Source organism: Pseudomonas putida (assembly GCF_050989985.1).
Classification (GTDB): Bacteria; Pseudomonadota; Gammaproteobacteria; order Pseudomonadales; family Pseudomonadaceae; genus Aquipseudomonas; species Aquipseudomonas putida_AI.
Genome location: NZ_CP158815.1, coordinates 3131755 through 3158224, shown reverse-complemented (window position 1 = coordinate 3158224; position 26470 = coordinate 3131755). Strand labels below are relative to the sequence as shown.

26 protein-coding genes are annotated in these 26470 nt (G+C 60.9%); 8 read left to right on the top strand and 18 right to left on the bottom strand.

What is annotated here, in order from left to right; genetic code table 11:
* Window positions 1–96: 96 nt before the first annotated feature.
* From ABTV29_RS14635 to ABTV29_RS14615, 5 genes are all read right to left on the bottom strand, one after another.
* Complete coding sequence (locus ABTV29_RS14635; protein WP_433771372.1) at window positions 97–726, bottom strand: glutathione S-transferase family protein; 630 nt, start codon at window positions 724–726, stop codon at window positions 97–99.
* A 179-nt stretch (window positions 727–905) separates the two neighbouring features.
* Entirely contained in the window at window positions 906–1529 is a 624-nt protein-coding gene (locus tag ABTV29_RS14630; RefSeq protein ID WP_433771370.1) for a glutathione S-transferase family protein, read from the bottom strand.
* A 278-nt stretch (window positions 1530–1807) separates the two neighbouring features.
* Window positions 1808–3169, bottom strand: coding sequence for a glutathione-disulfide reductase (gene gorA / locus ABTV29_RS14625; protein WP_433771368.1), 1362 nt, complete (start codon window positions 3167–3169; stop codon window positions 1808–1810).
* A 41-nt stretch (window positions 3170–3210) separates the two neighbouring features.
* Window positions 3211–3444 carry a hypothetical protein gene (locus tag ABTV29_RS14620; RefSeq protein ID WP_433771366.1) on the bottom strand — a complete coding sequence of 78 codons (234 nt, stop codon included), beginning with the start codon at window positions 3442–3444 and terminating at the stop codon, window positions 3211–3213.
* A gap of 146 nt (window positions 3445–3590) precedes the next feature.
* Window positions 3591–4511, bottom strand: a complete 921-nt coding sequence (locus ABTV29_RS14615; protein WP_433771881.1) for a LysR family transcriptional regulator — start codon at window positions 4509–4511, stop codon at window positions 3591–3593.
* A gap of 70 nt (window positions 4512–4581) precedes the next feature.
* On the opposite strand from ABTV29_RS14615, the gene ABTV29_RS14610 reads away from it, so the two are divergent.
* The 4 genes from ABTV29_RS14610 (at window position 4582) to ABTV29_RS14595 (ending at window position 10846) form a co-directional block, all read left to right on the top strand.
* A complete protein-coding gene (locus tag ABTV29_RS14610; RefSeq protein WP_433771364.1) occupies window positions 4582–5496 on the top strand; it encodes an SDR family oxidoreductase in 915 nt (304 codons plus the stop codon).
* Between the two features lie 452 nt (window positions 5497–5948).
* A complete protein-coding gene (locus tag ABTV29_RS14605; RefSeq protein ID WP_433771362.1) occupies window positions 5949–7751 on the top strand; it encodes an acyl-CoA dehydrogenase in 1803 nt (600 codons plus the stop codon).
* Window positions 7752–7893: 142 nt separating this feature from the next.
* Window positions 7894–10005, top strand: a complete 2112-nt coding sequence (locus tag ABTV29_RS14600) for a 3-hydroxyacyl-CoA dehydrogenase NAD-binding domain-containing protein (protein WP_433771360.1) — start codon at window positions 7894–7896, stop codon at window positions 10003–10005.
* Window positions 10006–10069: 64 nt separating this feature from the next.
* The gene (locus ABTV29_RS14595) at window positions 10070–10846 is read left to right on the top strand and encodes an SDR family NAD(P)-dependent oxidoreductase (RefSeq protein ID WP_433771359.1); all 777 of its coding nucleotides are present in this window, start codon (window positions 10070–10072) and stop codon (window positions 10844–10846) included.
* Between the two features lie 258 nt (window positions 10847–11104).
* Here ABTV29_RS14595 and ABTV29_RS14590 read toward each other — a convergent pair whose 3' ends face one another.
* From ABTV29_RS14590 to ABTV29_RS14580, 3 genes are all read right to left on the bottom strand, one after another.
* A complete protein-coding gene (locus ABTV29_RS14590; RefSeq protein ID WP_433771357.1) occupies window positions 11105–11911 on the bottom strand; it encodes an MBL fold metallo-hydrolase in 807 nt (268 codons plus the stop codon).
* Window positions 11912–12170: 259 nt separating this feature from the next.
* On the bottom strand, window positions 12171–12554 hold the full coding sequence (locus ABTV29_RS14585) for a Rid family detoxifying hydrolase (protein WP_433771355.1): 384 nt from the start codon (window positions 12552–12554) through the stop codon (window positions 12171–12173).
* 13 nt (window positions 12555–12567) lie between these two features.
* On the bottom strand, window positions 12568–13272 hold the full coding sequence (locus ABTV29_RS14580) for an SDR family oxidoreductase (protein ID WP_433771353.1): 705 nt from the start codon (window positions 13270–13272) through the stop codon (window positions 12568–12570).
* A gap of 183 nt (window positions 13273–13455) precedes the next feature.
* Between ABTV29_RS14580 and ABTV29_RS14575 the strand changes: the two genes are divergently transcribed.
* Entirely contained in the window at window positions 13456–14364 is a 909-nt protein-coding gene (locus tag ABTV29_RS14575) for a LysR substrate-binding domain-containing protein (protein WP_433771351.1), read from the top strand.
* 32 nt (window positions 14365–14396) lie between these two features.
* On the opposite strand, the gene ABTV29_RS14570 is transcribed toward ABTV29_RS14575, so the two are convergent.
* On the bottom strand, window positions 14397–15281 hold the full coding sequence (locus ABTV29_RS14570; protein ID WP_433771349.1) for a LysR family transcriptional regulator: 885 nt from the start codon (window positions 15279–15281) through the stop codon (window positions 14397–14399).
* 104 nt (window positions 15282–15385) lie between these two features.
* On the opposite strand from ABTV29_RS14570, the gene ABTV29_RS14565 reads away from it, so the two are divergent.
* Complete coding sequence (locus tag ABTV29_RS14565; protein WP_433771347.1) at window positions 15386–15880, top strand: GFA family protein; 495 nt, start codon at window positions 15386–15388, stop codon at window positions 15878–15880.
* Here ABTV29_RS14565 and ABTV29_RS14560 read toward each other — a convergent pair.
* Window positions 15820–16560, bottom strand: coding sequence for an SDR family oxidoreductase (locus tag ABTV29_RS14560; protein ID WP_433771345.1), 741 nt, complete (start codon window positions 16558–16560; stop codon window positions 15820–15822). The two genes, ABTV29_RS14565 and ABTV29_RS14560, sit on opposite strands and share 61 nt — an antisense overlap.
* 63 nt (window positions 16561–16623) lie before the next feature.
* The gene (locus tag ABTV29_RS14555; RefSeq protein WP_433771343.1) at window positions 16624–17214 is read right to left on the bottom strand and encodes a 2-hydroxychromene-2-carboxylate isomerase; all 591 of its coding nucleotides are present in this window, start codon (window positions 17212–17214) and stop codon (window positions 16624–16626) included.
* 83 nt (window positions 17215–17297) lie between these two features.
* Here ABTV29_RS14555 and ABTV29_RS14550 point away from each other — a divergent pair, with 83 nt between their 5' ends.
* The gene (locus ABTV29_RS14550; RefSeq protein WP_433771341.1) at window positions 17298–17864 is read left to right on the top strand and encodes a TetR/AcrR family transcriptional regulator; all 567 of its coding nucleotides are present in this window, start codon (window positions 17298–17300) and stop codon (window positions 17862–17864) included.
* A 14-nt stretch (window positions 17865–17878) separates the two neighbouring features.
* On the opposite strand, the gene ABTV29_RS14545 is transcribed toward ABTV29_RS14550, so the two are convergent.
* From ABTV29_RS14545 to ABTV29_RS14520, 6 genes are all read right to left on the bottom strand, one after another.
* Entirely contained in the window at window positions 17879–18817 is a 939-nt protein-coding gene (locus ABTV29_RS14545; protein ID WP_433771339.1) for a LysR substrate-binding domain-containing protein, read from the bottom strand.
* 86 nt (window positions 18818–18903) lie between these two features.
* A complete protein-coding gene (gene acuR, locus ABTV29_RS14540) occupies window positions 18904–19539 on the bottom strand; it encodes an acrylate utilization transcriptional regulator AcuR (RefSeq protein WP_433771337.1) in 636 nt (211 codons plus the stop codon).
* 79 nt (window positions 19540–19618) lie between these two features.
* The gene (locus ABTV29_RS14535; protein WP_433771335.1) at window positions 19619–21142 is read right to left on the bottom strand and encodes a CoA-acylating methylmalonate-semialdehyde dehydrogenase; all 1524 of its coding nucleotides are present in this window, start codon (window positions 21140–21142) and stop codon (window positions 19619–19621) included.
* A 141-nt stretch (window positions 21143–21283) separates the two neighbouring features.
* Window positions 21284–22375 carry an alkene reductase gene (locus ABTV29_RS14530; RefSeq protein ID WP_433771333.1) on the bottom strand — a complete coding sequence of 364 codons (1092 nt, stop codon included), beginning with the start codon at window positions 22373–22375 and terminating at the stop codon, window positions 21284–21286.
* 31 nt (window positions 22376–22406) lie between these two features.
* Window positions 22407–23426, bottom strand: coding sequence for an LLM class oxidoreductase (locus ABTV29_RS14525; RefSeq protein ID WP_433771331.1), 1020 nt, complete (start codon window positions 23424–23426; stop codon window positions 22407–22409).
* Between the two features lie 104 nt (window positions 23427–23530).
* The gene (locus ABTV29_RS14520) at window positions 23531–24442 is read right to left on the bottom strand and encodes a LysR substrate-binding domain-containing protein (protein WP_433771329.1); all 912 of its coding nucleotides are present in this window, start codon (window positions 24440–24442) and stop codon (window positions 23531–23533) included.
* 264 nt (window positions 24443–24706) lie between these two features.
* Here ABTV29_RS14520 and ABTV29_RS14515 point away from each other — a divergent pair, with 264 nt between their 5' ends.
* Window positions 24707–25789 (top strand): alkene reductase, encoded by a 1083-nt coding sequence (locus tag ABTV29_RS14515; RefSeq protein WP_433771327.1) that lies wholly within the window; start codon window positions 24707–24709, stop codon window positions 25787–25789.
* 51 nt (window positions 25790–25840) lie between these two features.
* Here the strand turns inward: ABTV29_RS14515 and ABTV29_RS14510 are convergent, their stop codons facing one another.
* Window positions 25841–26302, bottom strand: a complete 462-nt coding sequence (locus ABTV29_RS14510; protein ID WP_433771325.1) for a GNAT family N-acetyltransferase — start codon at window positions 26300–26302, stop codon at window positions 25841–25843.
* Between the last annotated feature and the right edge of the window lie 168 nt (window positions 26303–26470).

Genomic DNA, 26470 nt, shown 5'->3' with positions numbered 1-26470 from the left:
CTGCTTTTACGGGAAGCGATAAAAAGAAAAACCGGGGAGCAAAAATGAAATGGAGCTTGCCGAGAGTTGTCTCTCGGCAGGCTCCAGAGGATCGAGTCAAGCCTGTTGCAATCCCTTGGCAGTACGTTGCATGCCAACAAAGTGAGGCAACGCCTCGATGCTGCCCAGCCAGGCACGCACATTCGGGTAGTCAGTCAATGCGACATTACCCTCCGGAGCGTGGGACACATAAGTATAAGCAGCGACGTCAGCGATGGTAGGTTTGCTACCTGCCAGGAATTTACTATTCCCCAACTCGTCTTCCATCACCTTGAGCAAGGCATGGGAACGCTTGATCGCGTCCTCAGCGTCATAACCGGCACCAAATACGGTAATCAAGCGCGCGGTGGCCGGACCCGAATTGATTTGGCCTGCGGCCACGGACAGCCAGCGCTGGACGTTGGCTTGCTCTGTCGGATCGCTCGGCAACCATTGGCCGTTGCCATATTTCGCTGCCAGATAAACCAGAATCGCGTTGGAGTCTGCCAGGACAGTGCCGTTGTCATCGATCACCGGCACCTGGCCAAAACGGTTGAGAGCCAGAAATTCAGGCGCCTTGTGTGCGCCCTTCATCAGATCCACGAAAACCAGTTCGGTCGGCAGACCAAGCAGAGACAGCATCAATTCGACCCGATGGCTGTGACCGGACAAAGGGTGGCGATACAGTTTGATGGCTTGCTGGGACATGGTGTACTCCGATTGTGATTTGGGGTCGAAGCGGTGATCGCGTCGATGGAGTTATCTTCCCCTCCTCAAATAAACAGCGGAATGACCAGCAATTACAATCCAGCATTTCATTGGGTGTAATGATCAACACCTGTGTGCTGAACGGTTTGCCCTGTTGGCTCGCCGACGCACTCACCCGTCTACTGCGGTGGTGTGGTCTGGAAGCTGGGCAGTGCCTGAATCCTGTTCCACCAGTCCGCGAAGCCACCGATGGCAAACACCTGCTCTGCGTCCGGAGTCATCGACAGGTAGGCGCATGCCGGCGCCAGGTATAAGTCGCCAATACTCAGGGCCTTTCCGGCAATAAACGGGTCACTGCCCTTGATTTTCATCACTTCACTGAGCACCAGTTTCGATTTCTCGATGCCTTGCAGGCGAGAAGTGTCGTTCTGCCCGCCAATGAAATCCGGGAACAGGTAATAACCGAAGACTGAGACCATCGAGCCATAGCCATAAGAGTCGTAGATCGACTGGGCCATGTGGCTCCTGGCGCGATCGCGCGGGTTATCGGGTGTCAGCGAGGTCCCGGGCAGGACCTCGTCCAGGTAACTCATGATCGCGGCCGTTTCGATCACCCTGAACCCGTCGTGCTCGATCACCGGTACCTTGCCGAACGCGTTGCGCGCCAGGTGTTCCGGCTGATGCGGCTCACCTTTCATGACGTTGACCTGAAGCTGATTGAACTGCGCACCTTTCTCCTTGAGCAGCATCTTCACCGTGCGTACGTATGGGCTGCCATCAAAACCGTAGAGAGTGAGGCTCATGACAATTGCTCCAACCAGGATGGACATTATCGAGCCCCTGGCCTGCACTCACTGTTGCGATGCCAGGAGAATCGAGTCTGCAGCACATCAAAAACGAACTTGTCGGCGTACGGAAGCAACGGCGGCATGACGGCCGCAAGGGAGGTCAGCGTCAGTTTGACGCTGCTGTAACCGATGTTGGAGGTGGCGTACACCCGGGCAAGCCCATTCAATGTAGACCATCCATTGATGAATGAGCGCAGCCGTGATGTGGGTGATGGTGTTTGCGCCGTCCGCCCTCACCCGCCCGAGACCGGTGTACGCAAGGTCACGAACTCTTCTGCCGAGGTCGGGTGCACGCCGATGGTTTCATCGAACAGGCGCTTGGTGGCGCCCGCTTTCAGCGCGATGGCCAGGCCCTGGATGATGTCTCCGGCATCGGGTCCCACCATGTGCGCGCCCAGGACCCGATCAGTCACGGCATCCACCACCAGCTTCATCAGCGTCTGCTCGGACGACTGTGTGAGGGTCAGCTTCATCGGTTTGAACCGGCTTTCGAACACCACGACTTTGTGGCCGCTTTCGAGCGCTTGCTCCTCCGTCAGGCCAACGGTGCCGATGTTGGGCTGGCTGAAGACCGCCGTAGGGATGTGGCGGTAGTCGACTGGACGATATTGCTCCGGCTTGAACAGTCGGCGGGCAACCGCCATGCCTTCCGCTGTCGCGACCGGCGTCAGTTGCACTCGGCCAATCACGTCACCCAGCGCCAGAATCGAGGGCTCGCGAGTTTCGAAGTTGTCATTGACGTCGATGTAGCCCCGCTCGTTGAGTTCGACGCGGGTATTTTCCAGGCCCAGGTTGTCAAGCATCGGCCGCCGACCCGTGGCGTAGAAAATGCTGTCGGTTTCCAGCTGACGACCGTCGTTGAGCGTCGCCAGCAGGCTGCCGTCGGCCTGTTTGTCGATTCGCACGATATCGGTGTTGAATTGCAGTTGCAGTCCGCGCTTGGTCAGTTCTTCAACCAAATGCGTGCGAACCGATCGATCAAATCCACGCAGAAACAGATCGCCGCGATACAAAAGGCTTGTGTCGGCGCCCAGGCCGTTGAAGATTCCGGCGAACTCGACGGCGATATAACCGCCACCGACTACCAGAACGCGTTTGGGCAGTTGCTTGAGAAAGAACGCCTCATTCGAGGTGATGGCGTGCTCGCGGCCCGGGATCTGCGGAATTTGTGGCCAGCCGCCAGTGGCAATCAAAATGCGTTCGGCGCTGAAACGCTGCCCGTTGATGTCCACATGGTGCGCATCGGCCAGTCGTGCATGACCTTCGAGCAGCGTAACGCCACTGTTGACCAGCAGTTTGCGGTAAATACCGTTGAGTCGTTCGATCTCGCGGTTTTTGTTGGATATCAGTTTTTCCCAATCGAATTGGGCCTTGCCGGCAGTCCAGCCAAAACCCTCGGCCTGTTCAAAGTCGTCTGCAAAATGCGACCCGTAGACCAGCAGCTTTTTCGGTACGCAACCGACGTTGACGCACGTACCACCAAGGTAGCGACTTTCGGCCACCGCCACTTTCGCACCGAAACCCGCGGCAAAACGCGCTGCACGCACGCCGCCGGAGCCGGCACCAATCACAAACAAGTCAAAGTCGTAGGTCATCTCGATTCTCTGCAAGGCAGCACAGGTGCTGTCGAATGTCGTTAAAGGGGAGAAAAACGAAGTTTCAATGCACGCAAAAGTGGCCCGCACAGTTTCAAGAGCGAAACCTTGTCCTGATGCGAGCCGGATCTTTGCGGTGCAGAAACCGCTGTGGATTCGCCGGCCAGCGCCCCCATCAGTTGGGGCAGCAAGAAGCCGCCTTCGTATTCGGTGGTCGTCATGGCTGGAGTGTCCAGCCAGAGGCTGCCGTCGCAGGAATGAGTGACATCAATCATGTGGGGACTCCCGGGATGGACAACGCATCAACCCGAAATGAGCCAATGCTGGTGGGAGTCAGTCTCGCCATCCATGGGCAACTAGAGAACAGGCACGGATGTCATGGCTTAATTGTGCTGGGTGAAACAATCCGCAGAGGCAGGCGTCAATCGGCTCGGAAGTGTTGGCAGAGGTTTTGCTGAAAATGCTCCAGCAGAAAATCGACGAACACCCGTGTCTTGGCCGGCAGGGATTTTTTCGAAGAGTAATAAACCGAGACCACGCCCAGATCTGCATACCAATCGGGCAATAATCGAATCAGCTCACCGCGTTGCAACCAGGGCCACGCGCGATCCAGAGGTAGCAGCGCGACACCCAGCCCCATCAGGGCACAACTGCACAACGCTTCGGGGTCATTCATGATGGCCGTGGGTTTCAGGTTGAGGTCGAACCGCCCTTCCCCGGAATCACGAAGCGTCCAGCTCAGCAAACGCCCTGAGTGGGTCGAACGCATCACGATGCCATCCACCCCCTGCAAATCGCTGGGTGTACTGGGTAACGGCTTGCCTTCCAGCCATGAGGGCGCGGCGACCGCCACGAGATGAAGTTTGGCCAGTTCTCGTGCCACGACCCCGGGCGACAATTCCATGCCGCCACCGATAGCGACATCAAACCCTTCGCCGATCAAATCCACGCGCCGGATTTCCAGGTGCCAATCCGGCACCACAGCGGGGTAACGCTGCTTGAAGGTCTTGAGCAATGGCAAAACATAGTCGTAAGCGAAAGATGGCGACAAATTGACCCGCAATCGCCCTGCCGGGACTTCCCGGGCATCAGCTATTTGTGCGATGGCGTCCTGGATAGTCTCAAGCCCCTGGGAGACCTGCTGATAGAACAACTCTCCCGCTTCAGTCAGGGTGAGGCTTCGGGTGCTGCGCTGGAACAGGCGAGTCCCCAGATTGGCTTCAAGCCGCGCCACGTTTTTACTCACGGCAGCAGAGGAAACCCCCATCCGCCGCGCGGCTTCGGAAAAACTGCTGGCCTCTGCGGCGCGGATAAAGGATTCAAGATTACCCAGGGTTTCCATGATCATCTCCAACTTCAGGTTGAAGTTGATTCTACCCATTGAGGACTAATTTATCCGTGATGCATTGGTCATGATGGCTGCCCACCCGCTTATCAAGATTGGAAAGCAAAGCACCATGGCAAAAATTCTCGTTACAGGCGCCACAGGCAGATTGGGCAATGCGGTCTTGCGTTCACTGGTCCAGAAAATCCCGGCATCGGACGTCGTGGCAATGGCACGTGATATTGAAAAGGCCAGGTCCCTGGCTGAATTGGGTATGGAAGTGCGCCAAGGGGATTACACCGATTACGATTCGCTGGTGGCGGCCTTCGAAGGCGTGGAAAAAATCTACCTGGTGTCAGCCGTAGCCTTCAGCGATCGTCTTGCCCAGCATAAAAACGTGATCGCCGCTGCCGGCCGGGCGGGTGTGCGTCATGTTGTTTACACCAGCATTCAACGGATCAACGATGAGCTGGCACCCATCGAAGGCGTGACGGACAGCGACATGGCGACCGAGCGAATGCTTGAGCAGTCGGGCCTCACCTACACGATTGTTCAACATCCCCTATACGCCGACGATCTGCCCTTCCTCATCGGTGCCAATGCGGCCAAAGAGAGCTTCAGCGCCCCGGCAGGCCAAGGTCGAGCCAGTTTCGCCACGTTTGCCGAGCTGGCCGAGGCCGGTGCCACGCTGTTGACCCAAACCGGGTATGAAAACCGCACCTGCCTGCTGAATGCGGGACAGACCTGGTCATTCCAGGACATCGCTGATGCGTTGGCTCGACTGACGGACAAGCCGATCGAATACCAACCCATTTCCGTTCAAGCGTTCATCGCCGCCCGGGAGGCAGACGGCTGGCCAAACTCGGTCGCGAAATTCCTGAGCGGCTGGGGTAATGCCATCGACAAAGGCGCTTTCGACCAGAGCAGCCCTGCGCTGGAAAAACTGCTCGCGCGCAAACCGAAGGACCTTGAGGGCATTTTGCGGGTGGCTTTCTCTCTGTAAGTCATCGGGTTTCCGTTTTCCAGTTTCCAGCTATCTTTACAGCTCAAAACTGGAGGGGTTCCCATGCCAAACCGCCGCTCACCTTCGACGTTGAATTGCTGGAACAAGGCTTGGTTGATTTGTGGTCATCGTGTTGTATGCAGATCCTGTGGTGAGGGGCAGCAGCCAATGATGGACGAAACACCGTTCAGGCACCGTCCAACCTGCAATGCGTCGGGTCAGGAAGCCCAATTTCCCTGGAAGGACCTCAATAGCATCCTGCAAGCAGATCTGGGTGAGGTTCGTCAAAAGCACTACTGATGACGTTTCCTGCAGAACACCCCATTAACTGACAACATCCGGGCCTACTCCAAAGGAGGGGGTAAATGCCCGGCGCATCTCTCTATCGTGGATGTCTGTACCGGGCCATGAATCCCATGGCCCTCACTCGACACTGTCTGACGAGAGATGCCATGACTGATCTGCTGCTCAACGAGCGCGAGTTGCGCTTCCAGCTTTACGAGCTGCTCGATACCGAGGCGTTGTTGCAACGCCCGCGCTATGCCGACCACGACCGCGGCGTGTTCGATGCCTCTCTCACCACTGCCCGCCAGATCGCCGCCGAGCTGTTCGCCCCGCATAACCACAAGGGCGACAGCAACGAACCGACCTTCGATGGCGAACGGGTCCACCTGATTCCCGAGACCAAGGCCGCCTGGGATGCTTTCGCCCAGGCCGGTTTCCTGGCCGCTCACCACGACTTCGAAGATGGCGGCCTGCAACTGCCGGAGGTCGTGCTGCGCGCCTGCATGGCGTATTTCAATGCAGCCAACATCTCCACCGTCGCCTATTCGTTCCTGAGCATCGGCGCGACCAATCTGGTCAAGGCCTTTGCCGGGCCACAGCTGCGCGAGCGCTTCCTGGCGCCCATGCTCGATGGCCGGTTCAGCGGCACCATGGCCCTCACCGAGCCGGGCCAGGGTTCGGCGCTGGGCGACTTGCGCACCACCGCGCGGCCGGCGGAAAACGGCACTTACCGGGTCTTCGGCCAGAAGATGTTCATCTCCGGGGGCGATCACGAACTGACTGAAAACATCGTGCACCTGGTGTTGGCCCGCATCGAAGGCGCGCCGGCCGGCACCAAGGGCATTTCGCTGTTCCTGGTGCCCAAGTTCCTGGTGAACGCCGACGGCAGTGTCGGCACGCGCAACGACGTGGCGCTGGCCGGCCTGCTGCACAAGATGGGCTATCGCAACACCACCTCCACCGTGCTGAGCTTCGGCGAGAACGACGGCGCGGTGGGCTATCTGGTCGGCGAGGCGCATCAGGGCCTTAGCTACATGTTCCAGATGATGAACGAGGCGCGTATCGGTGTCGGCCTGGGCGCCGCGAGCCTGGCTTATCAAAGCTACATCCATGCCCTGGACTACGCCCGCGAGCGGCCGCAAGGGCGCTTGCCCGGCAACAAGAACCCGGCAGCGCCCCAGGTGCGCATCGTCGAGCATGCCGATGTGCGGCGCATGTTGCTGCAACAGAAGGTCTATGCCGAGGGCAGCCTGGCGCTGTGCCTGTACGCCAGCAGCCTGGTGGAGGATGCCCACACCGCCGCGACAGCCCTGGAGCGCAACAACGCCGCCGAGCTGCTCGACGTACTGACCCCGGTGGTCAAGTCCTGGCCTTCACGCTACGGCCTGCTGGCTTCCGAGATTGGCGTCCAGGTGCTTGGCGGCGCCGGTTACACCCGCGAATACCCGTTGGAGCAGTACTACCGGGACAATCGCCTGAACCCGATCCATGAAGGCACCGAAGGCATCCAGGCGATTGACCTGCTTGGGCGCAAATTGGGGCCGCGCGGTGGCGACGGTTATCGCCTGTTCACCGCCGAAGTGCTGGCCACCCTGCTCGCGGCCAACCATGACAGCCATTGCGCGCCGCTGGCGGCGCTGTTGGCCGATGCATTGAGCGTGTTGGAACAAGTCACCGCCAGCCTGCAGGCGCAAGTGGCGGCCGACGCCAACCTCGGCATGGCCAATGCCACGCCTTACCTGGATGTGTTCGGCCGCGTAGTGGTCGGCTGGCTCTGGCTGCGCCAGGCTCAGCTGGCCAGCCGGGCGCTGGGCGCCGGTGCAAGCGGCAGCGATGCGGACTTCTACCAGGGCAAGTTGCAGGCGGCGCACTACTTCATGTCCTGGGAACTGGCCTCGGTGCCCTCCCAGGCCCGGCTGCTCACAGAGGCCAACCACGTCGCCTACTACATGCAGGACAGCTGGTTCTAGTGAACCCGATGTGGGAGCAAGTTTGCTTGCGATGGGGCCGTCATATTCAACAGCTTTATCTTTGTTGACTGACAGGGCCCTTTCGCGAGCAAGCTCGCTCAGGTACTGCGACAGCCCAAACAACAATAATCAGGAAAGCAATATGAGCAATCTGGTCACCTACCACGTCGAAGACAATCTCGCGCTGATCGGCCTGGCCTCACCACCCGTCAACGCACTCGGACAACCCTTGCGCGCGGCCATTCTCCAGGCCTGTGACCGCGCCGCCAGCGACCCTGCGGTGTCGGCGATCATTGTCCACGGCGCGAACGGTTTGTTTTGTGCGGGCGCCGATATCACCGAGTTTGGCCTTCCGGCTTCCTCCGCCAGCCCTTCCCTGCCCGACCTGCTGGTGCGCCTGACCCGGATCGACAAACCGCTGCTTGCCTGCATCGACCGCTTCGCCCTCGGTGGCGGGCTGGAGCTGGCCCTGGCTTGCGGTTACCGCATCGGCGCGGCCAACAGCCGTCTCGGCCTGCCGGAAATCAATCTGGGCCTGTTGCCCGGTGCCGGCGGCACTCAACGTTTGCCGCGACTGATCGGTGCCGAACCGGCGCTGGAAATGATGATGTCCGGGCAGCCGGTCAGCGCTGGCGGCGCCCTTGAACTGGGGCTGATCGACCGATTGATTAACGAAGGCGAAAGTTTGCTCGATGGCGCACGCCGTTTCGCCCGGGAGCTGGTCCTTGAAGGTGCTCCGGCGCGCCCCGCAGAACCTCACGCCAACCCGGCCACGGCCCTGCCCGATGGCTTTTTCGCTGGCTATCGCGCCACCCACGAGCCGCGCTGGAAAAATCGCCTGGCACCCCGATTGGTGCTGGCTGCGGTCGAATCGGCAAGTGTGCTGCCGTTGAGCGCCGGGCTGGATCGCGAAGTCGCCCTGTTCAAGGAAGCCGAAGCATCAATGCAATCCGCGGCCTTGCGCCATGTGTTCTTTGCCGAACGCGAAGCGGGCAAAGTGGCCGGTGTCAGTGCCGCCACGGTCTTGCGTCCGGTCGCCAAAGTCGCGGTGATCGGCGCGGGCACCATGGGCGGCGGCATCGCCATGAACTTCGCCAACGTCGGCATCCCGGTCACGTTGCTGGAGCTCAAACCCGACGCCCTGGAGCGCGGGCTCGGGCAAATCCGCAACAGTTATGAGATCAGCCTGCAACGCGGCAAGCTGACCCAGGCCGAGCTAGACCAGCGTATGGCCTTGCTGACCGGCACGCTCGATTACGCCGACATCGCCGACTGCGACCTGGTGATCGAGGCGGTGTTTGAAAGCCTGCCGATCAAGCAACAGGTATTCCGCACCCTGGATGAAGTGTGCAAACCGGGCGCCATCCTCGCCAGCAACACCTCCACCCTTGATGTCGACGCCATCGCCGCCGTTACCCGTCGCCCGCAGGATGTGATCGGCCTGCACTTCTTCAGCCCGGCCAACGTCATGCGTTTGCTGGAAGTGGTCAGGGGCCGACTCACCGCGCCCGAGGTGCTGGCCACCACGCTGAAACTGGGCAAGACCATTGGCAAGATCCCGGTGGTTTCCGGCGTGTGCTTCGGCTTCATCGGCAATCGCATGCTGGAGCCCTACTCCCGCGAAGCCCATCGCATGGTGCTCGAAGGTGCTACGCCGGCGCAGATCGATCAGGTGTTGACCGACCTGGGCCTGGCCATGGGGGTCATGGCGATGCACGACCTGGCCGGGATCGACGTGAGCTTCCTAGTGCGCGAATCCCGTCGCGAAGCCATTGCCCATGATCCGAGCTACTGCCGGCTCGCCGACGAGCTGAATGCCCTGGGGCGCTTCGGCCAGAAGACCAAGCGTGGTGCGTACATTTATGAAGGCCGCGAGCGCAAGGAAGACTTCGAAGTCGTTGCACTGGCCGAACGCATTGCGGGGGAACTGCACATTTCCCGTCGCCCGATCACCAACCAGGAAATTCATGATCGCTGCCTGTTCATGCTGATCAACGAAGGCATCCAGCTGCTCGAAGAAGGCATCGCCGAACGCAGCGGCGACATCGACCTGGTGTGGATCAACGGCTACGGCTTCCCGGCCTGGCTCGGCGGCCCGATGCATTATGCCGAGCAGCTCGGCCTGGAAAAGGTATTGGCCGGCATCCGCCATTACCGCCAGGCGCTGGGCGAATACGGCGAGATGTGGTTCCACCCTGCCCCCTTGCTGGAGCGCCTGGTCGCCGCCGGCAAGACCCGTATCGAACGCATCTGAGGTAAAAACCGGCCCCCACAGAGGGGCCGGTTTCCTGTTGGCAGCACAATCGCGAGGAGTAGTGATGGACCTGTTGAATCGATTTTCATTGGCCGGCAAAACCGTACTGGTCACCGGCGCCTCCAGCGGTATCGGCGCCCATCTGGCCCGGGTAGCAGGCGCTGCCGGTGCTCGCGTGGTCCTCGGCGCACGGCGTATCGAGCGTTTGCAGCAACTCGCACAAGATATTCAAGAAGCTGGCGGAGAAGCGCTGGCCGTGGCCCTGGACGTGACTGACCGGGACAGCGTCGAACGCGCCTTCGATGCCGGTGAAGCCGCTTTCGGGGTGATTGACGTGGTACTCAACAATGCCGGTATCGGCAATGGCAAGCGCGCGCTGGACATCAGCGAGGGCGATTGGCAGGCCATGCTGTCGACCAACCTCGACGGCGTATGGCGGGTTGCCCAATGCGCGGCCCAACGGCTGGTCAAGGCGCAGCGCCCTGGCAGCATCGTCAACATCGCCTCGATACTCGGCCTGCGAGTGGGAACCGGCTACAGCCATTACTGCGCGGCGAAGGCCGGCGTGGTGCAACTGAGCAAATCACTGGCCCTGGAACTGGCGCGCCACCAGATCCGGGTCAATGCGATCGCACCGGGTTACTTCAAGACCGAAATGAACGACGCCTGGTTCGACAGCGACAAGGGCCAGGCCTACATACGCGACATCGTGCCGATGCGTCGGCTGGGCAGCCTTACGGAACTGGAAGGCCCTTTCCTGCTGCTGGCGAGCGAGGCCGGAGCCTTCATGACCGGCGCCGTGCTGGCGGTAGATGGCGGGCACCTGGTGGGCAGTTTGTAGGCGCTGAAAATCAAAACTGTGGGAGCGAGCCTGCTCGCGATGGGGCCGCCACATTCAAAATTCATGGCGACGGATACCCCGCTATCGCGAGCAGGCTCGCTCCTACAAAGGATTGGCGAGGACCGCTGGTTTGGCGTTCGCCGAAGATCAAAAACTGTGGGAGCGAGCCTGCTCGCGATGGGGCCGCCACATTCAACATTTATGGCGACTGATACATCGCTATCGCGAGCAGGCTCGCTCCCACAGGGTGAGAAACCGTCAAAACTCGAACCGGCTCAACGCGCTATGCGTATCAAACGGCAGGTAACGCGATTGCCGATCACGCATGACCTTGATCATCGCGATCTCGGGGTCACTGGAGAACACCAACCGCCCGCCACTGGCCACCAGGTGATCCAGCAGTCGCTCTTTCTCACCCACCAGACCTTCCGGGTTGCGGTCGTTGGCCGTGGTGACATCCAGGCGCAGCCAGTGCGTGCCGGGAATCAGATCGCCGGCGAACACCACCGGGCCGCCCGGCATGCTGATCTCCGGAATCAATTGTCCTGGGGTGTAACCATCGCTGAAATGGAACTGCCAACCGTCGCCAAGCTCATTGCAACGGTCGCCCTCGACCAGCACCAGTCGTTCGCTGTTTTCCAGCCGGTGCACGATCTGCCGGACGAACAAGGCACGATCATGGGGATGGTTGTGACGGGCACGGGACCAGTGGCGCGCGCCGGTGATGTAACGCGCGGTGGGAAACAGCAAACGCGGTGTATTGCCGTCTTCAACCGCCGCGCAGAGTTCAGGGGAAAGTTGCGCGTGCAGGTGTGTCAGCACCACCGCACTGATGTCACGCTCAGCCAGGCCGTGTTGCGCCAGGCTCTCCAGCAACCCCGAGGGGTGCTGCTGGCAACTGCAGGTGCGCCGCAGAGGTGCTAGCAAGGCACCGGCGCCCGCCAGCACAAGGATGTTGCGACCCCCTTGCTGCACCAGCAACCCTCGCGAAGCCAGGTCCACCAGATTGTCCTGGTCAGGCTTGATCCAGTCCGCCCATAACTGGCGCGGCGTATTGCCAAACATCACGCCACCATCAAGCTTGCGACTTCTACCGGTCAAAGTGGATATACAACGGTTCACGACAGATACCTCTTTGAATTCCCGCGCCCGCGGCAGACGTATGGCGGATGCGTTTTATGAGGTCTGCAGGTTAATCCTCCGGTACTTTCTCGCGCCCCACCCGAGTAGAGTGGGTCAGGCGCATTCCGACTGGCGCGGGGTCACCGGATGGGTGTGTCGATGGTGCTTCTCCAACACCGAACACCCACCGGATCCACCGCCTCTAGACGTCCAGCACCAGCGTTGCGTCGATTGCCACTTTGGCGCCAAGTGCCAACTGGCTCACGCCAACTGAAGCGCGCGCCGGGAATGGCGGTTTGAAATACCTCTCCAGTGCGCTGTTCACTTCGCCAAAACACGTCAAGTCAGTCAGATAAATCGTCAGCTTTGCGACCTGCTCGAACGTGGCATCCGCCGCCGACGCCACCGCCTGAAGATTTTCCAGGACCTGCTCAACCTGCGCCGGTACGCCAATGGCAAGTTCACCGGACTCGGCCGACAGACCTATCTGCGCCGTCAGGAACACAAGGTTGCCCATGCGCACGCCCTGAGAATAGGTGCCGATGGCCTGAGGGGCCTGGTCCGTTGCGATTTGCATGCGGTTCATGAGAACGCTCCGACTAGACCGACCGGGTCACACCACCATCGACCCGCAGGTTCTGCCCCGTAATGTAGGCAGCACCTTCCGACGCCAGGAACGCGATGGTCGCGGCCACTTCTTCACTGGTGCCGTAGCGTTTGAGCGGAACGCTGTCGCGGCGCTCATCCGTGCTCGGTAGGCTGTCGATCCAGCCCGGCAGTACGTTGTTCATGCGAATGTTGTCGCCGGCATAGGTCTGCGTGAAGATCTTGGTGAACGATGCCAGGCCAGCGCGAAAGACTGCCGATGTGGGGAACATGTCGGTGGGCTCGAAAGTCCAGGCCGACGAAATGTTGATGATCGCCCCGCCCTTCTGTTTTTGCATGAAGGGTGTCACCAGGCGAGTCGCACGAATTACGTTGAGCAGGTAAACCTCCATCCCGCGATGCCAGTCTTCATCGGTGATCTCGAGGATCGGCGCGCGGGGTCCGTGTCCGGCGCTGTTGACCAGTACATCGATGCGTCCCCATTGCTCGGTCACAGCATTGACCACGCGAACGATGTCCTCATTCGATTGATTCGAACCTGTTACACCAATGCCTCCCAGCTCCTGGGCGAGTGCTTCGCCCTTGCCGGAGGAAGACAGGATGCCGACCTTGAAACCATCAGCGGCAAGCCGACGCGCGGCGGCGGCGCCCATGCCGCTGCCGCCGGCGATTACGAGGGCTACTTTTTGCTCAGTCATGCGATGAATCCTCTGGGGAACGGGAGCTTGGGAACGCAAGGGTTACGCGCTAAATCTAGGCCACTGGCGCTCATCGCACTAATGATCTTTTTTTGCCTGAGACTGTAGAAAAACTACATACTCGCGCAATCGCGTCCTGGTCTGAACAGCGCGCTGTGCGTCATGAATCGAGGCTGATCCACGATGGAAAAATCAAACCCGGCGCGCTCGGGCCATGCCCTGCTCGGCCAACTGGTTGCTTTCGAGGCGACGGCCAGGCTCGGCAGTTTTCGGGCAGCGGCTGACGAGTTGCACATCACCACGGGTGCCGTGGCTCAACAAATCAGGGTGATGGAGCAGAAACTGGGCATGGAGGTGTTCAAACGCCTGCCTCGCGGCACTCGCCTGCACCCCGAGGCTGAAGGTTTTCTGACCAAGGTTCAGCTCGCGCTGGACCTCGTCAACGAGGCGGCCCGCGAGCTCACGGCGTTGCGCTCGCCTCCCGGAGCGCGAACGCTGACGTTGAGCACCACCGGGGCATTCGCCAGTCGCTGGCTCATTCCCAAGCTGGCCCGCCTGAGCGAAGCAGAGCCGGGATTGTCGGTGATGATCGATGCCTCAGACGCCGTGCGTCCCTTGCATGGCAGTGACGGCGTCAATATGGCGATCCGCTGGGGTACCCCACCCTTTACCGGTTGCCACGCGCACCTCCTGCATGCAGGCACCGCCATTGCGGTCTGCTCGCCCACCGTGAAGAAAGCCCATCGCTGGAAGACCCTGAGTGACCTGGCTCAGGGCGCTCCGCTGATTTCAGACTCGCACGACAACTGGCGTCGATGGTTCGCCGCCTGCAAGATGCAACCGACCTCGACCTTTCAGAAATTCTCCCAGACCAGCCTGGCGATCGAAGCGGCTGAACGGGGCCTTGGCGTGGCCCTGGTCCCGGAGATACTGGTTGCTGGCGCGCTGGCGACAGGAGGACTGGTGAGGGCGCTCAGCCCCCGCTATTGCCTGGAAACAGAAGCCGGCTTTTACCTGCTCACCGCCACTGAGCCTGACCCGGAGTCCGAACTGGGCAAGGTCGTCAATTGGTTGCTCCAAGCTGCGGTCTGAAGCTTGACGCTCCATCCACCGGCCCGGTTGCTTCAATGATCGAGGTATCGGGTCAATGCCTCCCCAAGGGCTTCGAACGTTCTGGCGATGCGCCCGACTTTGCGTAAGTCGTTGTGCATGGCGATCCACACGTCGACGTCAAAGCCGAAGCTGCCCGGCAGGACCTGGATCAGGCCATGGGTCGCCGCCACCGTGGTCGGGCACAGGCCAAAACCCAGGCCGGCCTTGAGCGCGGCGAGCTGGGCAAGGTGATTGTCGGTGGCCACGGTGAATGAATGGTCTGCTTCACACAGCCCCGCGTCGACCAATCGGCGCCGATCGGCAGAACGTCGGTCGGGACCAATCAACGGAACGCTGCGCAGCGCCTCGATACTCGCGGGTTCGCCGTAGCGTTCAAGGCACTCGACACTGGCGTAAATCCCGACACGCAAGGCACCGGTGCGACGCGCGACGACTCCGGCTTCGCTGGGGCGCAGCAGGCGTACGGCAATGTCCGACTCCTGGCGGGAGATGTCCTCCAGCGAGTCGCTGATGCTCATCTCAAACTTCAAATCCGGGTGTTTGTAGTGAAACTCGCGCATCAATCCGGGCAACACCTCGACCCCGAGAAAGTCACTACTGGTCAGCCTGACGGTGCCACGGGACGCCTGCGCGGCATCGCTTGCCATGCGACTGAACGCCTCGGCGGCGATGGCCATGGACTCGACATGATGGATCAACCCCCGCGCTGACGCAGTGGGCACAAGGCCCGTGGACGTACGGGTGAACAGGTTCACACCCAGCCCTGATTCGAGGTTTTCCAGGCGACGACGCGCAGTGGCCTGGGCAATACCCAGCATCCGCGCCGCGCCGGACAGGCTGCCACTGCGCAACACGGCCAGAAATACCCGCTGCCTTTCCCATTCCAGGCTGCTCATACATTCCTTACCAACGGTTGCTCCATTTGTTGTCTTCTGCCGGACGCGAGGAACAGCGATCATGCGCCTCTCATTTGTCAGGCAGCAGTATAAGGAGCAGCACCATGGGTTTCACCGGTCAATGCCGATGCGGACGCGTTCATCTTCGCTTGCGCACTGAGTCCCTTGCGCCGTTGTATGCATGCCACTGCCTGGACTGCCAACGCTGGAGCGGCAGCGCATTCGCATTGCATATGCTGTGTAGCGCGCAGGCGGTGGACGTGTCCGGAGACACCCTCACCTACAGCCATACCCATGAAGGGCAGATCTCGACCCAGCATGCCTGCGGCACCTGTTTCACCCGGCTGTTCAATGAAACGACGGCAGCCCCCGGCATGCGTGTGGTGCGTGCGGGGGTGCTCGATGGCGCCGAGCAGTTGACGCCCATGGCGCATATCTGGGTCAAGCGCAAGCAGCCTTGGGTTTCACTGCCGGAGGGCGTTGCGCAATGGCCAGAAAGCCCGACGCCTGAGGCCTTTGCAAGCGCCCTGGAGGAACATCACCACTTCTCGATCCACGGACGCAAATCCAGCTCAAAGGTCCAGGCATCCCGCGGCTGACTGTGCAGGTACCAGTAGCTGTCCGCGATGTGCTCGGGGTTAAGGATCCCGTCTTCATCCTTCAGTGCGTAACGCTCGGGAAAGCTGGTGCGGATGAAGTCGGTATCGATTGCCCCGTCCACCACCACATGCGCCACGTGAATGTTTTTCGGGCCCAGTTCGCGGGCTGCGCTTTGTGCGAGTGCGCGCAGTGCGTGCTTGGCCCCGGCAAACGCGGCAAAGTTCGCCGAACCGCGTAAACCGGCGGTGGCGCCGGTGAAGAGCATGGTGCCCTTTTGTCGCGTCACCATGCGCTTGGCCACTTCCCGTGCGTTGAGAAAGGCGGAAAAACAGGCCATTTCCCAGATTTTGAAGTACTTGCGGGCGGTTTCATCGAGCAGGCTGCACGGCACGTTCGCGCCGATGTTGAAGACGAACACTTCGATGGGTCCCAGTTCTGTCTCGATGCGCTCGATCAGGTCGACGACCTCCTCTTCCTTGCGTGCATCGGACGCAAAGCCATGGGCGATGCCGCCACTGTCGCGAATGCTGTCGACCAGTGGCTGGAGTTTTTCGGCATCGCGCCGGGTCACGCAGGTGGTGAATCCTTCAGCGGCAAAACGCTTGGCGATGGCGCCGCCGGTGGCGTCACCGGCACCAATGATGAGGGCTACTTTTGCTGTGGATTGGTTAGCTGACATGAACAGGGATCCTTTTTGTTGAGCGATTGTTATGGATCAACAGCTGTGTGAATGGCCCGTCGTTCAGCCAATGGCTTCCCTGACGAAATCCAGACGGTCCTGGCCGAAGAACATGTCGTCGCCAACAAACATCGTCGGAGCGCCAAATACACCGCGACCCAGGGCTTCATCAGTGTTGTCTTTCAAGGCCGACTTGATTTGCGGATCGCCGATCAGCGCCTGAATCTCTTCGAGGCCAAATCCTGCTCCCATAACGGTAGCGGCAATCAGCTCGGGCTGGTTCAGGTTCACCGCGTCTACCCACAGCGCCTTGAACAGCGCTGCCAGCAGCGTTTCGAATCGCTCGGGATGCCTGATTTGCACGCCGATGACGGCGCGCATCAGGTTGAGGGTATTGATGGGAAAGTGTGGATTGGAGTGGAACGGTACATCGTAGCGCCCTGCATAACGCTGGAAATCAATCGAGGTGTAGCGCCCCTTTGCCGGTACAGCCGCGGGAGACGCATTGCCGGTCGCCTGGAAAATCCCGCCCAACAGCATCGGCTTGAACACCAGGCTTGCACCCTGCTGCGCACAGATTCCCGGCAACTGGGTCCACGCCAGATAGGACGCCGGACTGCCCACATCGAAGTAAAACTCTACGGTCTTTGCCATATTCGCCTCTTAAGAAAACGATCGCTTACTAAACGAACCCTATGCTACGCTCCAGCCGATGTCAATCAATCCGGGGACGGTGAATGCGCTACTCGAAAACTCACAAGGATGAGACGCGTGCAAAGCTGATCGAAGCGGCCAGGGCGGTCACCAAGAAAGGTGGCTTCAGCTCGACGGGCGTCGATGCACTCATGGCCAGCATCGGCATGACCGGAGGCGCCTTCTATAGCCACTTTCCCTCGAAGCAGGCGTTGTTCCAGGCGGTGATCGAGGATGAAGTGCGCAACAGCACGCAAATGCTGACCGGCGGGCAAGAAGCCTCAGCCAAACAGCTGGAGCAATGCCTGCGCAGCTACCTCAGTACCTTTCACGTACTACATCCAGAAGAAGGTTGTGTGCTGCCAGCCCTGGGAGCCGAGATTGCACGGGCCGAACCCGAGGTGCGCGGGGCCGTGGAGAAAGGCTTGAAGGACATTCAGAAAGCCTGGGCCGAGCGCCTCGGCAGTCCCGAAGCGGCATGGGCGGTGATTGCCCAATGCGTGGGTGCGCTCGTCCTGTCCCGAACGGTCGAGACCGAAAAGACCCGCAAGGAGATCATCTCCTCGACCCGCAAGGCCATTGAGAAGAGCTACTTCACCGAGCAAGAGTAAGCGCCGACCCAGCGCTACATGAACCCGCCCGCAAACTGCCCCCGCAGATACTCGACAAACACGCTGACGGCCCTTGGTACATGGGTGGAGTAAGGGCGCACCAGATAGATGTCCTCGGGGAAGGCACCGACTGATCGCCAGGACGGCAGCACCTGCACCAGCGCCCCGCTCTTGAGCCCGGCCTGGGCGGTAAAGTCAGGCAACAGCGCGATGCCCAGATCCGTCAAGGCCGCATCCCGCAAGGCTTCGCTGTTGTTGGTGGCGAAGATGCCCTTGACCGGAACCGTCAGCCGCTTCCCCGCCATCTGCGCATCGCCCTGGGCTTCGAAAGCCCAGGCCGGCGTGTCACTGCCCCGTGGGTAAAACAGGCAGCTGTGCTTTGTCAGGTCATCCGGATGCGCCGGCTCGCCGAATGTCTCCAGATAGCTGCGGGTCGCGACCAGTACCGAACGGGTCGGGCTCAGTTTCCAGGCGACATGGGTGTCCGGGATCTGATTGCTGTGCCGAATGGCCAGGTCAAAGCCCTCGGAAGCAATGGAGGAAATCTGGTCGGAAACGTCGAGTTGCACCCGGACTTCCGGGTATTCCCGAAAGAAACCGGCCAATACCGGAACCAGTTGCTGGCGGGCAAAGGCCACCGGAGCGGTCAGGCGCAGGAGTCCTCGGGCAACCCCAGCCGAATCGCGAACATCGGAAAAGCTGCGGGCGATTTGCTCGTAGGCACTGCGTACGTCACTGACCAGTGCGTGTCCCGCATCGGTCAAGCGCACACTGCGGGTCGTGCGCTGCACCAGGCTCAGCCCGGTGGCTTTTTCCAGCTCGGCAATGCGCTGGCTCACCGCTGACTTGCTGACCCCCAAGCGGATCGCCGCTGCCGTATAGGTGCCCTGCTCTTCCAGGATCGCCAGCCAGTGCACATGGGTCCAGAGTTGCTCGACTTCCAGTTTGGCCATGATTCAACATGTTCCCATGTGCAAACAATTCATTCGGTTTTTGCACCTCGGTCAGACCGATCGTACATGGATGATGAAAAAAGAGCCTAAGACCTCAGGCTCATCAAAAACATGTCCGCGAATACCCTTAGCGCCTCACCGTTACGCTCCAGCTTGGCGCGCAGCACCGCGCCTTCCCAGCCGATCCAGAAAAACGCCGCCAGGCGTGCGCAATCCGAAGCTTCAGAGATTTCCCCGGCTGCCTTGGCATGTTCCAGGCAACGTTCGAATCGGGCCTGCCAATCGAGCAGGACATTGGTCAGTTGCTCACGGAAGGATTCCGGCAGCGCACCCATCTCCTGTCCCAAGTTGCCGACGAGGCAACCCCGGCGGAAATCGAATCGCTGCATGCCGCGCTCCGCATCTTCGCAGAAGGCTTCGATGCGCTTGAGCGGCGTCAGGCTTGCGTCGAGCAGGAAGCGATCGATCTTGCCCACGAAATAGCGGGCGTAGAGCGTGATCAGTTCGCTGCCAAAGGCTTCCTTGCTGGCGAAGAAATGGTAGAAGGAGCCTTTTGGCACACCGACCGACTTGAGTATTTCGTCGATGCCAGTGGCCGAAAACCCCTTCTCCGTCAAGGCAGCAACGCCGGCACGGCACAGGGTCTCACGTGTTTCCCGGTGGTCGCCGGCGGCTTTTGCCGGGCGACCACGCTTGCGAGGAGTAGCAGTCATGTTCGTCATGGGTGAATTAATAGACTGACCGTCTTAGTTAATCAACTGATTTCTCACGCCAGCCACCCTCGCACCTGAAACAGCAGACTTACTTCGCCGTCGGCATCGCGAACTCAGCCCCTTTGCCGATGCTTTCCGGCCAGCGTTGCATGATGGATTTCTGCTTGGTGTAGAAGCGCACACCCTCTTCGCCGTAGGCATGCATGTCGCCGAACAGGCTCTTTTTCCAGCCGCCAAAACCCTGCCAGGCCATCGGCACCGGAATCGGCACGTTGATGCCGACCATGCCGACCTGGATGCGACGGCTGAACTCACGGGCGACGTTGCCATCGCGGGTGAAACAGGCCACGCCGTTGCCGAATTCGTGATCGTTGACCAGTTGCACGGCGGTGGCGAAATCGGCCACGCGCATGCAGGCCAGCACCGGGCCGAAGATTTCCTCTTTGTAGATGGTCATCTCCGGGGTCACGTGGTCGAACAGCGTGCCGCCCATCCAGAAGCCTTCCTCGCAACCTTCACCGGCGTCCGCGCTGTTGAAATTGCGGCCGTCCACCAACAGTTTCGCGCCTTCCTGGATGCCCTTTTCGATGTAGCCGGTGATGCGCGAATGCGCAGCCGGCGTGACGATCGGGCCCATTTCGGCGGCCAGGTTGCTGCCGTTCAGCACCTTGAGCGCCCTGGTACGTTCCACCAGTTTCGGAATGACCTTGTCCGCCACATCGCCGACCAGCACCGCCACCGAAATCGCCATGCAACGCTCGCCCGCCGAGCCATAGCCCGCGCCGATCAAGGCATCGACCACTTGATCGATATCAGCGTCAGGCATGACCACCATGTGGTTCTTCGCGCCGCCCAGGGCTTGTACGCGCTTGCCGTGACGGGCGCCGGTCTCGTAGATGTAGTTGGCGATCGGCGTGGAGCCTACGAAGGACACAGCTTTCACGTCCGGGTGGACCAGCAGCGCGTCAACCGCTTCCTTGTCGCCCTGCACCACGTTGAACACGCCGTCGGGCAGGCCGGCCTGCTTGAGCAAGTCAGCCATGAACAGGCTGGCGCTCGGATCGGTCGGGCTTGGCTTGAGCACGAAGGTGTTGCCCGCCGCGATGGCCACCGGGAACATCCACATCGGCACCATCACCGGGAAGTTGAACGGTGTGATGCCGGCCACCACGCCCAGAGGCTGGCGCAGTGTCCAGTTGTCCATGTTGGTGGACACCTGGTCGGAGAAGTCGCCCTTGAGCAATTGCGGAATGCCACAGGAGAACTCGACGATATCGATACCACGGGCCACTTCGCCCTGGGCATCGGTGAAGACCTTGCCATGCTCGGCAGTGATGATGTGTGCCAGCTCGTCTTTATGCTGGTTCAACAATTCCAGAAACTTGAACAATACCCGGGCCCGGCGAATCGGCGGTGTGTCCGACCACGCGGGAAAGGCCGCTTCGGCGGACGCCACGGCGGCGTCTACATCCTGGGTGTTGCCCAGGCGCACCTGCTTGCTGACGGCACCGGTGGCAGGGTTGAAAACCGGCTGTGTGCGGGTTCCGCTACCGGTGACATGGACCCCGTGGATGTACTGAGCAATTTCATTGTTGTCGCTGGCATTGGTCATGACAGGTCTCGCTGCGGTGGTGAATTTGAATTTCACCTCCAGAGTAAGCACCGGTTATGGGCCTGACTACGGCAGAAAATTGAATTGATTGTTCACTATGGCGAACAATCGCGCCTGCCAGGAATTGGCCTTCCCAAGGCCCTACGCCGGCAGGGCTTCTTCCACCGAGTACGCGGGATAATCGATATAGCCGCGGGCTCCCCCACCATAGAAAGCCTCGCGCCCCGCTTCGGCCAGCGGCCAGCCATGACGCATGCGGTCGACCAGGTCGGGGTTGGCAATGAACGGCCGGCCAAACACCGCAAGATCGGTCAGGCCTTCATCGATGGCCTGTCGGGCCGTTTCAGAGGTGAAGCCTCCTGACAATACAAAGCTGCCGTCGAACGCTGCGCGAAAGGCCTTGTGAAACGCCGGGGTCCCCAGGTGACTGGCGTGCAGGTAGGCAATCCGCCGTTGCGACAGCGCGCCGGCCAATGCCAGCCAGGTCGCCTCCTCTTCCTCGAACGGATGCAGGTCCGCCAGTCGGGCAAAGGGTGAAACGCGAACGCCGACCCGTTGATGGCCGATCTGTGCGCTCACGGCATCGACGGTCTCCAGCAACAAGCGCAAGCGATTGCTGATTGATGTACCGCCGTATCGGTCTTCCCGGGTGTTCAGGCCGCCGTTGATGAACTGCTCGAACAGAAAGCCGTTGCCGGCATGAATTTCCACGCCGTCAAAACCCGCCGCCATGGCATTGATCGCGGCCTGGCGAAAGTCGGCAATCACCTGGCGAATGCCGTTGGAATCCAGTGCCACGGGCACGCTGGCGGCGACCTGTGCAGGCAGGCCGTCGTTGTCGTAGGCATGCACCAGGGTTTGCGCGGCGGCCACGGCCACTGGCGAGACAGGTGCCCGGCCCTCCAGCAAGGACACATGGGAAACACGCCCCACATGCCAGAGCTGGATGAACATGCGGCCACCGGCTCGATGAACCGCATCGGTCACGCGTTTCCAGCCCTCGATCTGCCGGTCGGTGTGGATACCCGGCGTATAGAGATAACCCCGCCCCTGTGGGGACACCTGGGCACTTTCAGTGATGATCAGTCCGGCGCCCGCACGTTGCGCGTAATAGGTTGCCATGTCGGCGGAAGGCACGGTGTCGTGGGCACGTGCGCGGGTCATCGGCGCCATGACGATACGGTTGGTCAACGGCGTACCCGCCAGATCATAAGACTCGAATAGCGATGACATGAAGGTTTCCTCCCAAGGACGGTGGGCCAGCTCACACATGTGACGGGAAGTGCGGCAAGACGTACTCGCCCAGTTCATCGAGAATTTCGCCATAAGGCTGGCGGCTGACCTTGGGATTGAGCGCGATGTGCGAAACCCCGGCCGATTGCGCCTGCTCCAGGTAATCGCGCAGGCCGTTGCGCCCGGCGCGGAAACCACCCTGGATGCGCTGGAACGGTTGATCCGGGTTCGCGCTCAGATCCAGATAACCGCCCAGCCCAAGGGGTTTGAAGGCATTGCGACCCTCGGCTTCCTTCACCAGGCTGTGCCAGCTTTCGCCCAGCGCTGCCAGGCGTTCCGGGCTCTGCACCCCGGCCAGGTAGCCATCCAGATGCTGGGCCAGCCATTCGATGCTCTGCTGTGCCTGGCCCACCGCAATCGACGGCACGCGGCCGTACGGCGCTTTCGGCACTAGGTCCAGGGCGCCGGACGAACCACCGAAGCGCTCGGAACGGAACTGCGGGAAACGCTGCTCCAGCAAGGTGCGAAACACCGAGTAGGCATCCCGGTAGCGATCGCCACGGGATTCGAAGTCGATCCCCAGCATCGGGTAGTCGCTGAAGCGATCGCCCGAGGACAGGCCCAACACCAGGCGCCCTTCGCTGAGTTGATCCAGAGAAGCCGCCTGCTTGGCCAGGTACATCGGCTCGCGCGTCGGCAGCACGATGCCGGTGGTGCCCAGCACAATGCTGCGGGTAGCGGCAGCCAGGTAGCCGATGTACACCAGGGGCTCGAAGATTTGCGCGACGTCGCCATAGTTGGGGTCATAGAACGGAATGTCGCGCATCCACAACGCACCAAAGCCCAGGGCTTCGGCGCGTTGCGCCATCTCGATGTGACCGCGCATGGTCGGCGCGGGGCGACCCGGATGAGTTTCCAGGGGCAGGATCAGGCCGATGGTCAGGGCCTCTGGCTTGAACAGGCGTTGAAAGCCGGGATGACGCCCGAGCATCGGGTGCGGGGTTGGCAGGGTGGCCGATGATTGCGCAAAAAGCTCGGTAGCGTGGGTCATGATGGCAGCCTCGTAAGTGACGATGACTGCATCTTTATTGAATCCCCAGCCCGGATAAACTGCAGCCGGCGACCATTACCCGGTCCCTGAATTCCCCAATCGGCTTACCTTTCCCAAGGCACGCCCGCTTCCCAAAGGCCAACCATCAGATCGATAAAGCTGCGCACCCGCGGCGACAGGTGACGCTTGTTCGGGTACACGACCCGGATGGGGTCCGGCGGCGCGCGGTAAGGCCGCAGCACTTCGACCAGCGTGCCGTCGCGCAGGTCGTTACCGGTGATGTAGGTCGGCAGATGAATCAGGCCGATGCCCGTCAGCGCCGCTTCGCGCATGGCCTCGGAACTGTCGATGTTCAGCCTTCCCGGCAGTTCATGCAGGTGCAGGCCGGTCGGTGTCTGGTACCGCCAAGCCACGGTTCGCTCGCCACTGCCGAAGGCGATGGTGTCATGGCCGACCAGTTCGGCCGGCGTTTGCGGCACGCCACAACGGGCCAGATACGACGGTGAGGCGCAGGTCGCGTACTGCTGCCAGCCCACGGTGCGGGTCAGCAATTGCGAGTCATCTTTCGGCGCACCAATGCGGATGGCGATGTCGACGCCCTCCTCGACCAGATCGACAAAGCGATCGGTAAACCACACGTCCGCGCGCAGGTCGGGCCACTGCTTCAGGTAAGCATCGAGGATCGGCAGTATATGCCGCTGGCCAAACGAAAGCGGCGCGGTGAGTTTGAACGTGCCGGTGGGCCGACCACGCCGCAGGGCCATGGTCGCCTCGACTTCGTCCAGATCCTCGAGAATCTGCCGCCAGCGCTCATAGGCGACCTGCCCCTCATCGGTCAGGCTCAACTTGCGCGTGGTGCGATTGAGCAGGCGCGCGCCCATGCGGCTTTCCAGGCGCACGATGCTTTTGCCCACCGCCGAACGGGTCAGGCCCAGGGAATCGGCAGCAGCGGTGAAACTTCCAGCCTTCACCGCCGCGACAAACGCGGCAATGTCACCGAATCGGTTGACTTCCATCGAAAGCGTTCTCCCGGGTATCCACGCGGAGCATGACGGCGTTGCTATATGTGGTCTGGGTGGAAAAGATCACCGATGAAGAATACAACGTCGGTCCGCCGGGGGCTGATCGCCAGTTATATCGCCACCTGAATATCTTAAATTCAACAAGTAAATTATATGAATGACAGCGCAGCGCGCATGCTGAGCCTCACTTGATGAGCTGCCGGCCCACACGGGCTGGCAGGGTGTTTCCTACCCCTCTGCACTGTATTTGGAGCTGCCATGTCTGACGAAATTCTGTTCTCCCCTACTCGCCTGGGTGCTATCGAAGTCCGCAACCGGATCGCCATGGCGCCACTGACCCGCTCCCGCGCCGGGATGGATGGCGTGCAGACGCCGCTGGCGGTCGAATACTATGCACAGCGTGCTTCGGCAGGTTTGCTGATCACCGAAGCCACCAACATCTCCCGTCAGGGTCGCGGATATGCCTATACCCCGGGGATCTACACCCAGGCGCATGTGGAGGCCTGGGCGCCTGTGACCAAGGCGGTCCACGAGGCCGGTGGGCGCATTGTGATGCAGCTCTGGCACGTCGGCCGTATGTCCCACGTCAGCCTGCAAAAGAATGGCGCAGCGCCCGTGGCGCCGTCGGCGATCCAAGCCGGTGGCAATGTCTTCACGGAAGCCGGCAACCTGCCGCCGTCGATGCCCCGTGCGCTGGCCACCGAGGAAATCGCCGGCATCCTGGAGGACTATCGTCACGCGGCGCGACTGGCGAAGGAGGCAGGCTTTGATGGTGTGGAAGTACACGCTGCCAACGGCTACCTGCTGGAGCAGTTCTTGCGCGACAGCACCAACCACCGCGACGACCGCTATGGCGGTTCCATCGAGAACCGTGCTCGCTTCCCGCTGGAAGTCGTGGAAGCCGTTGCCGAGATCTGGGGCGCGGACCGCGTGGGCTTGCGGCTGTCACCACTGTCCACCGCCATTGGCGATATCCCGCTGGACAGTGACTTGATGGAGACCTACGGCTATCTGGTGCGTCGCCTGGGTGACCTTGGCCTGGCCTACCTGCATATCGTCGAAGGTCAGTTGCACGGCGGCAATGGCGCCGAGCTGTTTGACGTACAGGCGCTGCGCACGGCATTCGGCGGTGCCTACATCGCCAACAACGGCTATGACCGCCAGCGTGCCGTGCAGGCCACCGACTCGAACCATGCGGACATGGTCTCGTTCGGCAAACCCTTCATCGGCAACCCCGATCTGGTCGAGCGCCTGCAATCACAAACACCGTTGTTCGAAGCACCGCTTGCGGGCTACTACGGCGGCGGTGCCGAAGGCTATACCCAGTTTTCCCTGTCGTAACACCAGCAAACCGTGGCGAGGCAACCCCTCGCCACGGGGCTTTCGCCGTCGTCAATTCAGGGTTTTTTCGAAGTAGACGCGATCAAATCCATCTTCCGAGCGACGTTCGACTTCGAGGTAGCCGAGCCTCGGATAGATCGCCAGATTCTCGGTCATCCTGGCATTGGTGTAGAGCTGCACACTGCCCAGGCCCGAACGCAGGGCCTGATCCTCGCAGAAACTGATCAGCACTTTGCCGATTCCTTGCCCGCGTGCGCTTTGGGCAACGGCCACGTTTTCGAGCAACATGTGCCGGTCCACCGCAAAGAACACGATGAAACCCTGCAGCTCACCTCGCTCTCCCGTGCATACATACACCTGACCGGCTGCAATCTGCGCCCGGTAATCCGCCGACATGGGCGCCGGTTTTCGTCCTATCACGCTCACATACGGCGCATAGGCTTGCTCGGCACAAGCGCGCACGGCGCTTTCGTCCTCGGCAACGGCCGGGCGGATCCTGAGTCGTTCGTTCATGGCACTCCCGTTGACGCTGGTGCGGTCGATCCGCAAGGCCGCCACCGTACCCAGCCGTCAGGCCATGTGGCAAGTTTCCGGGGCTGACTTACACTCCGTACACCTATGCCAATCAATGTCTGTTCACGGATCGATAACTCCCACGTCAATCGGGCATCACGTCATGAT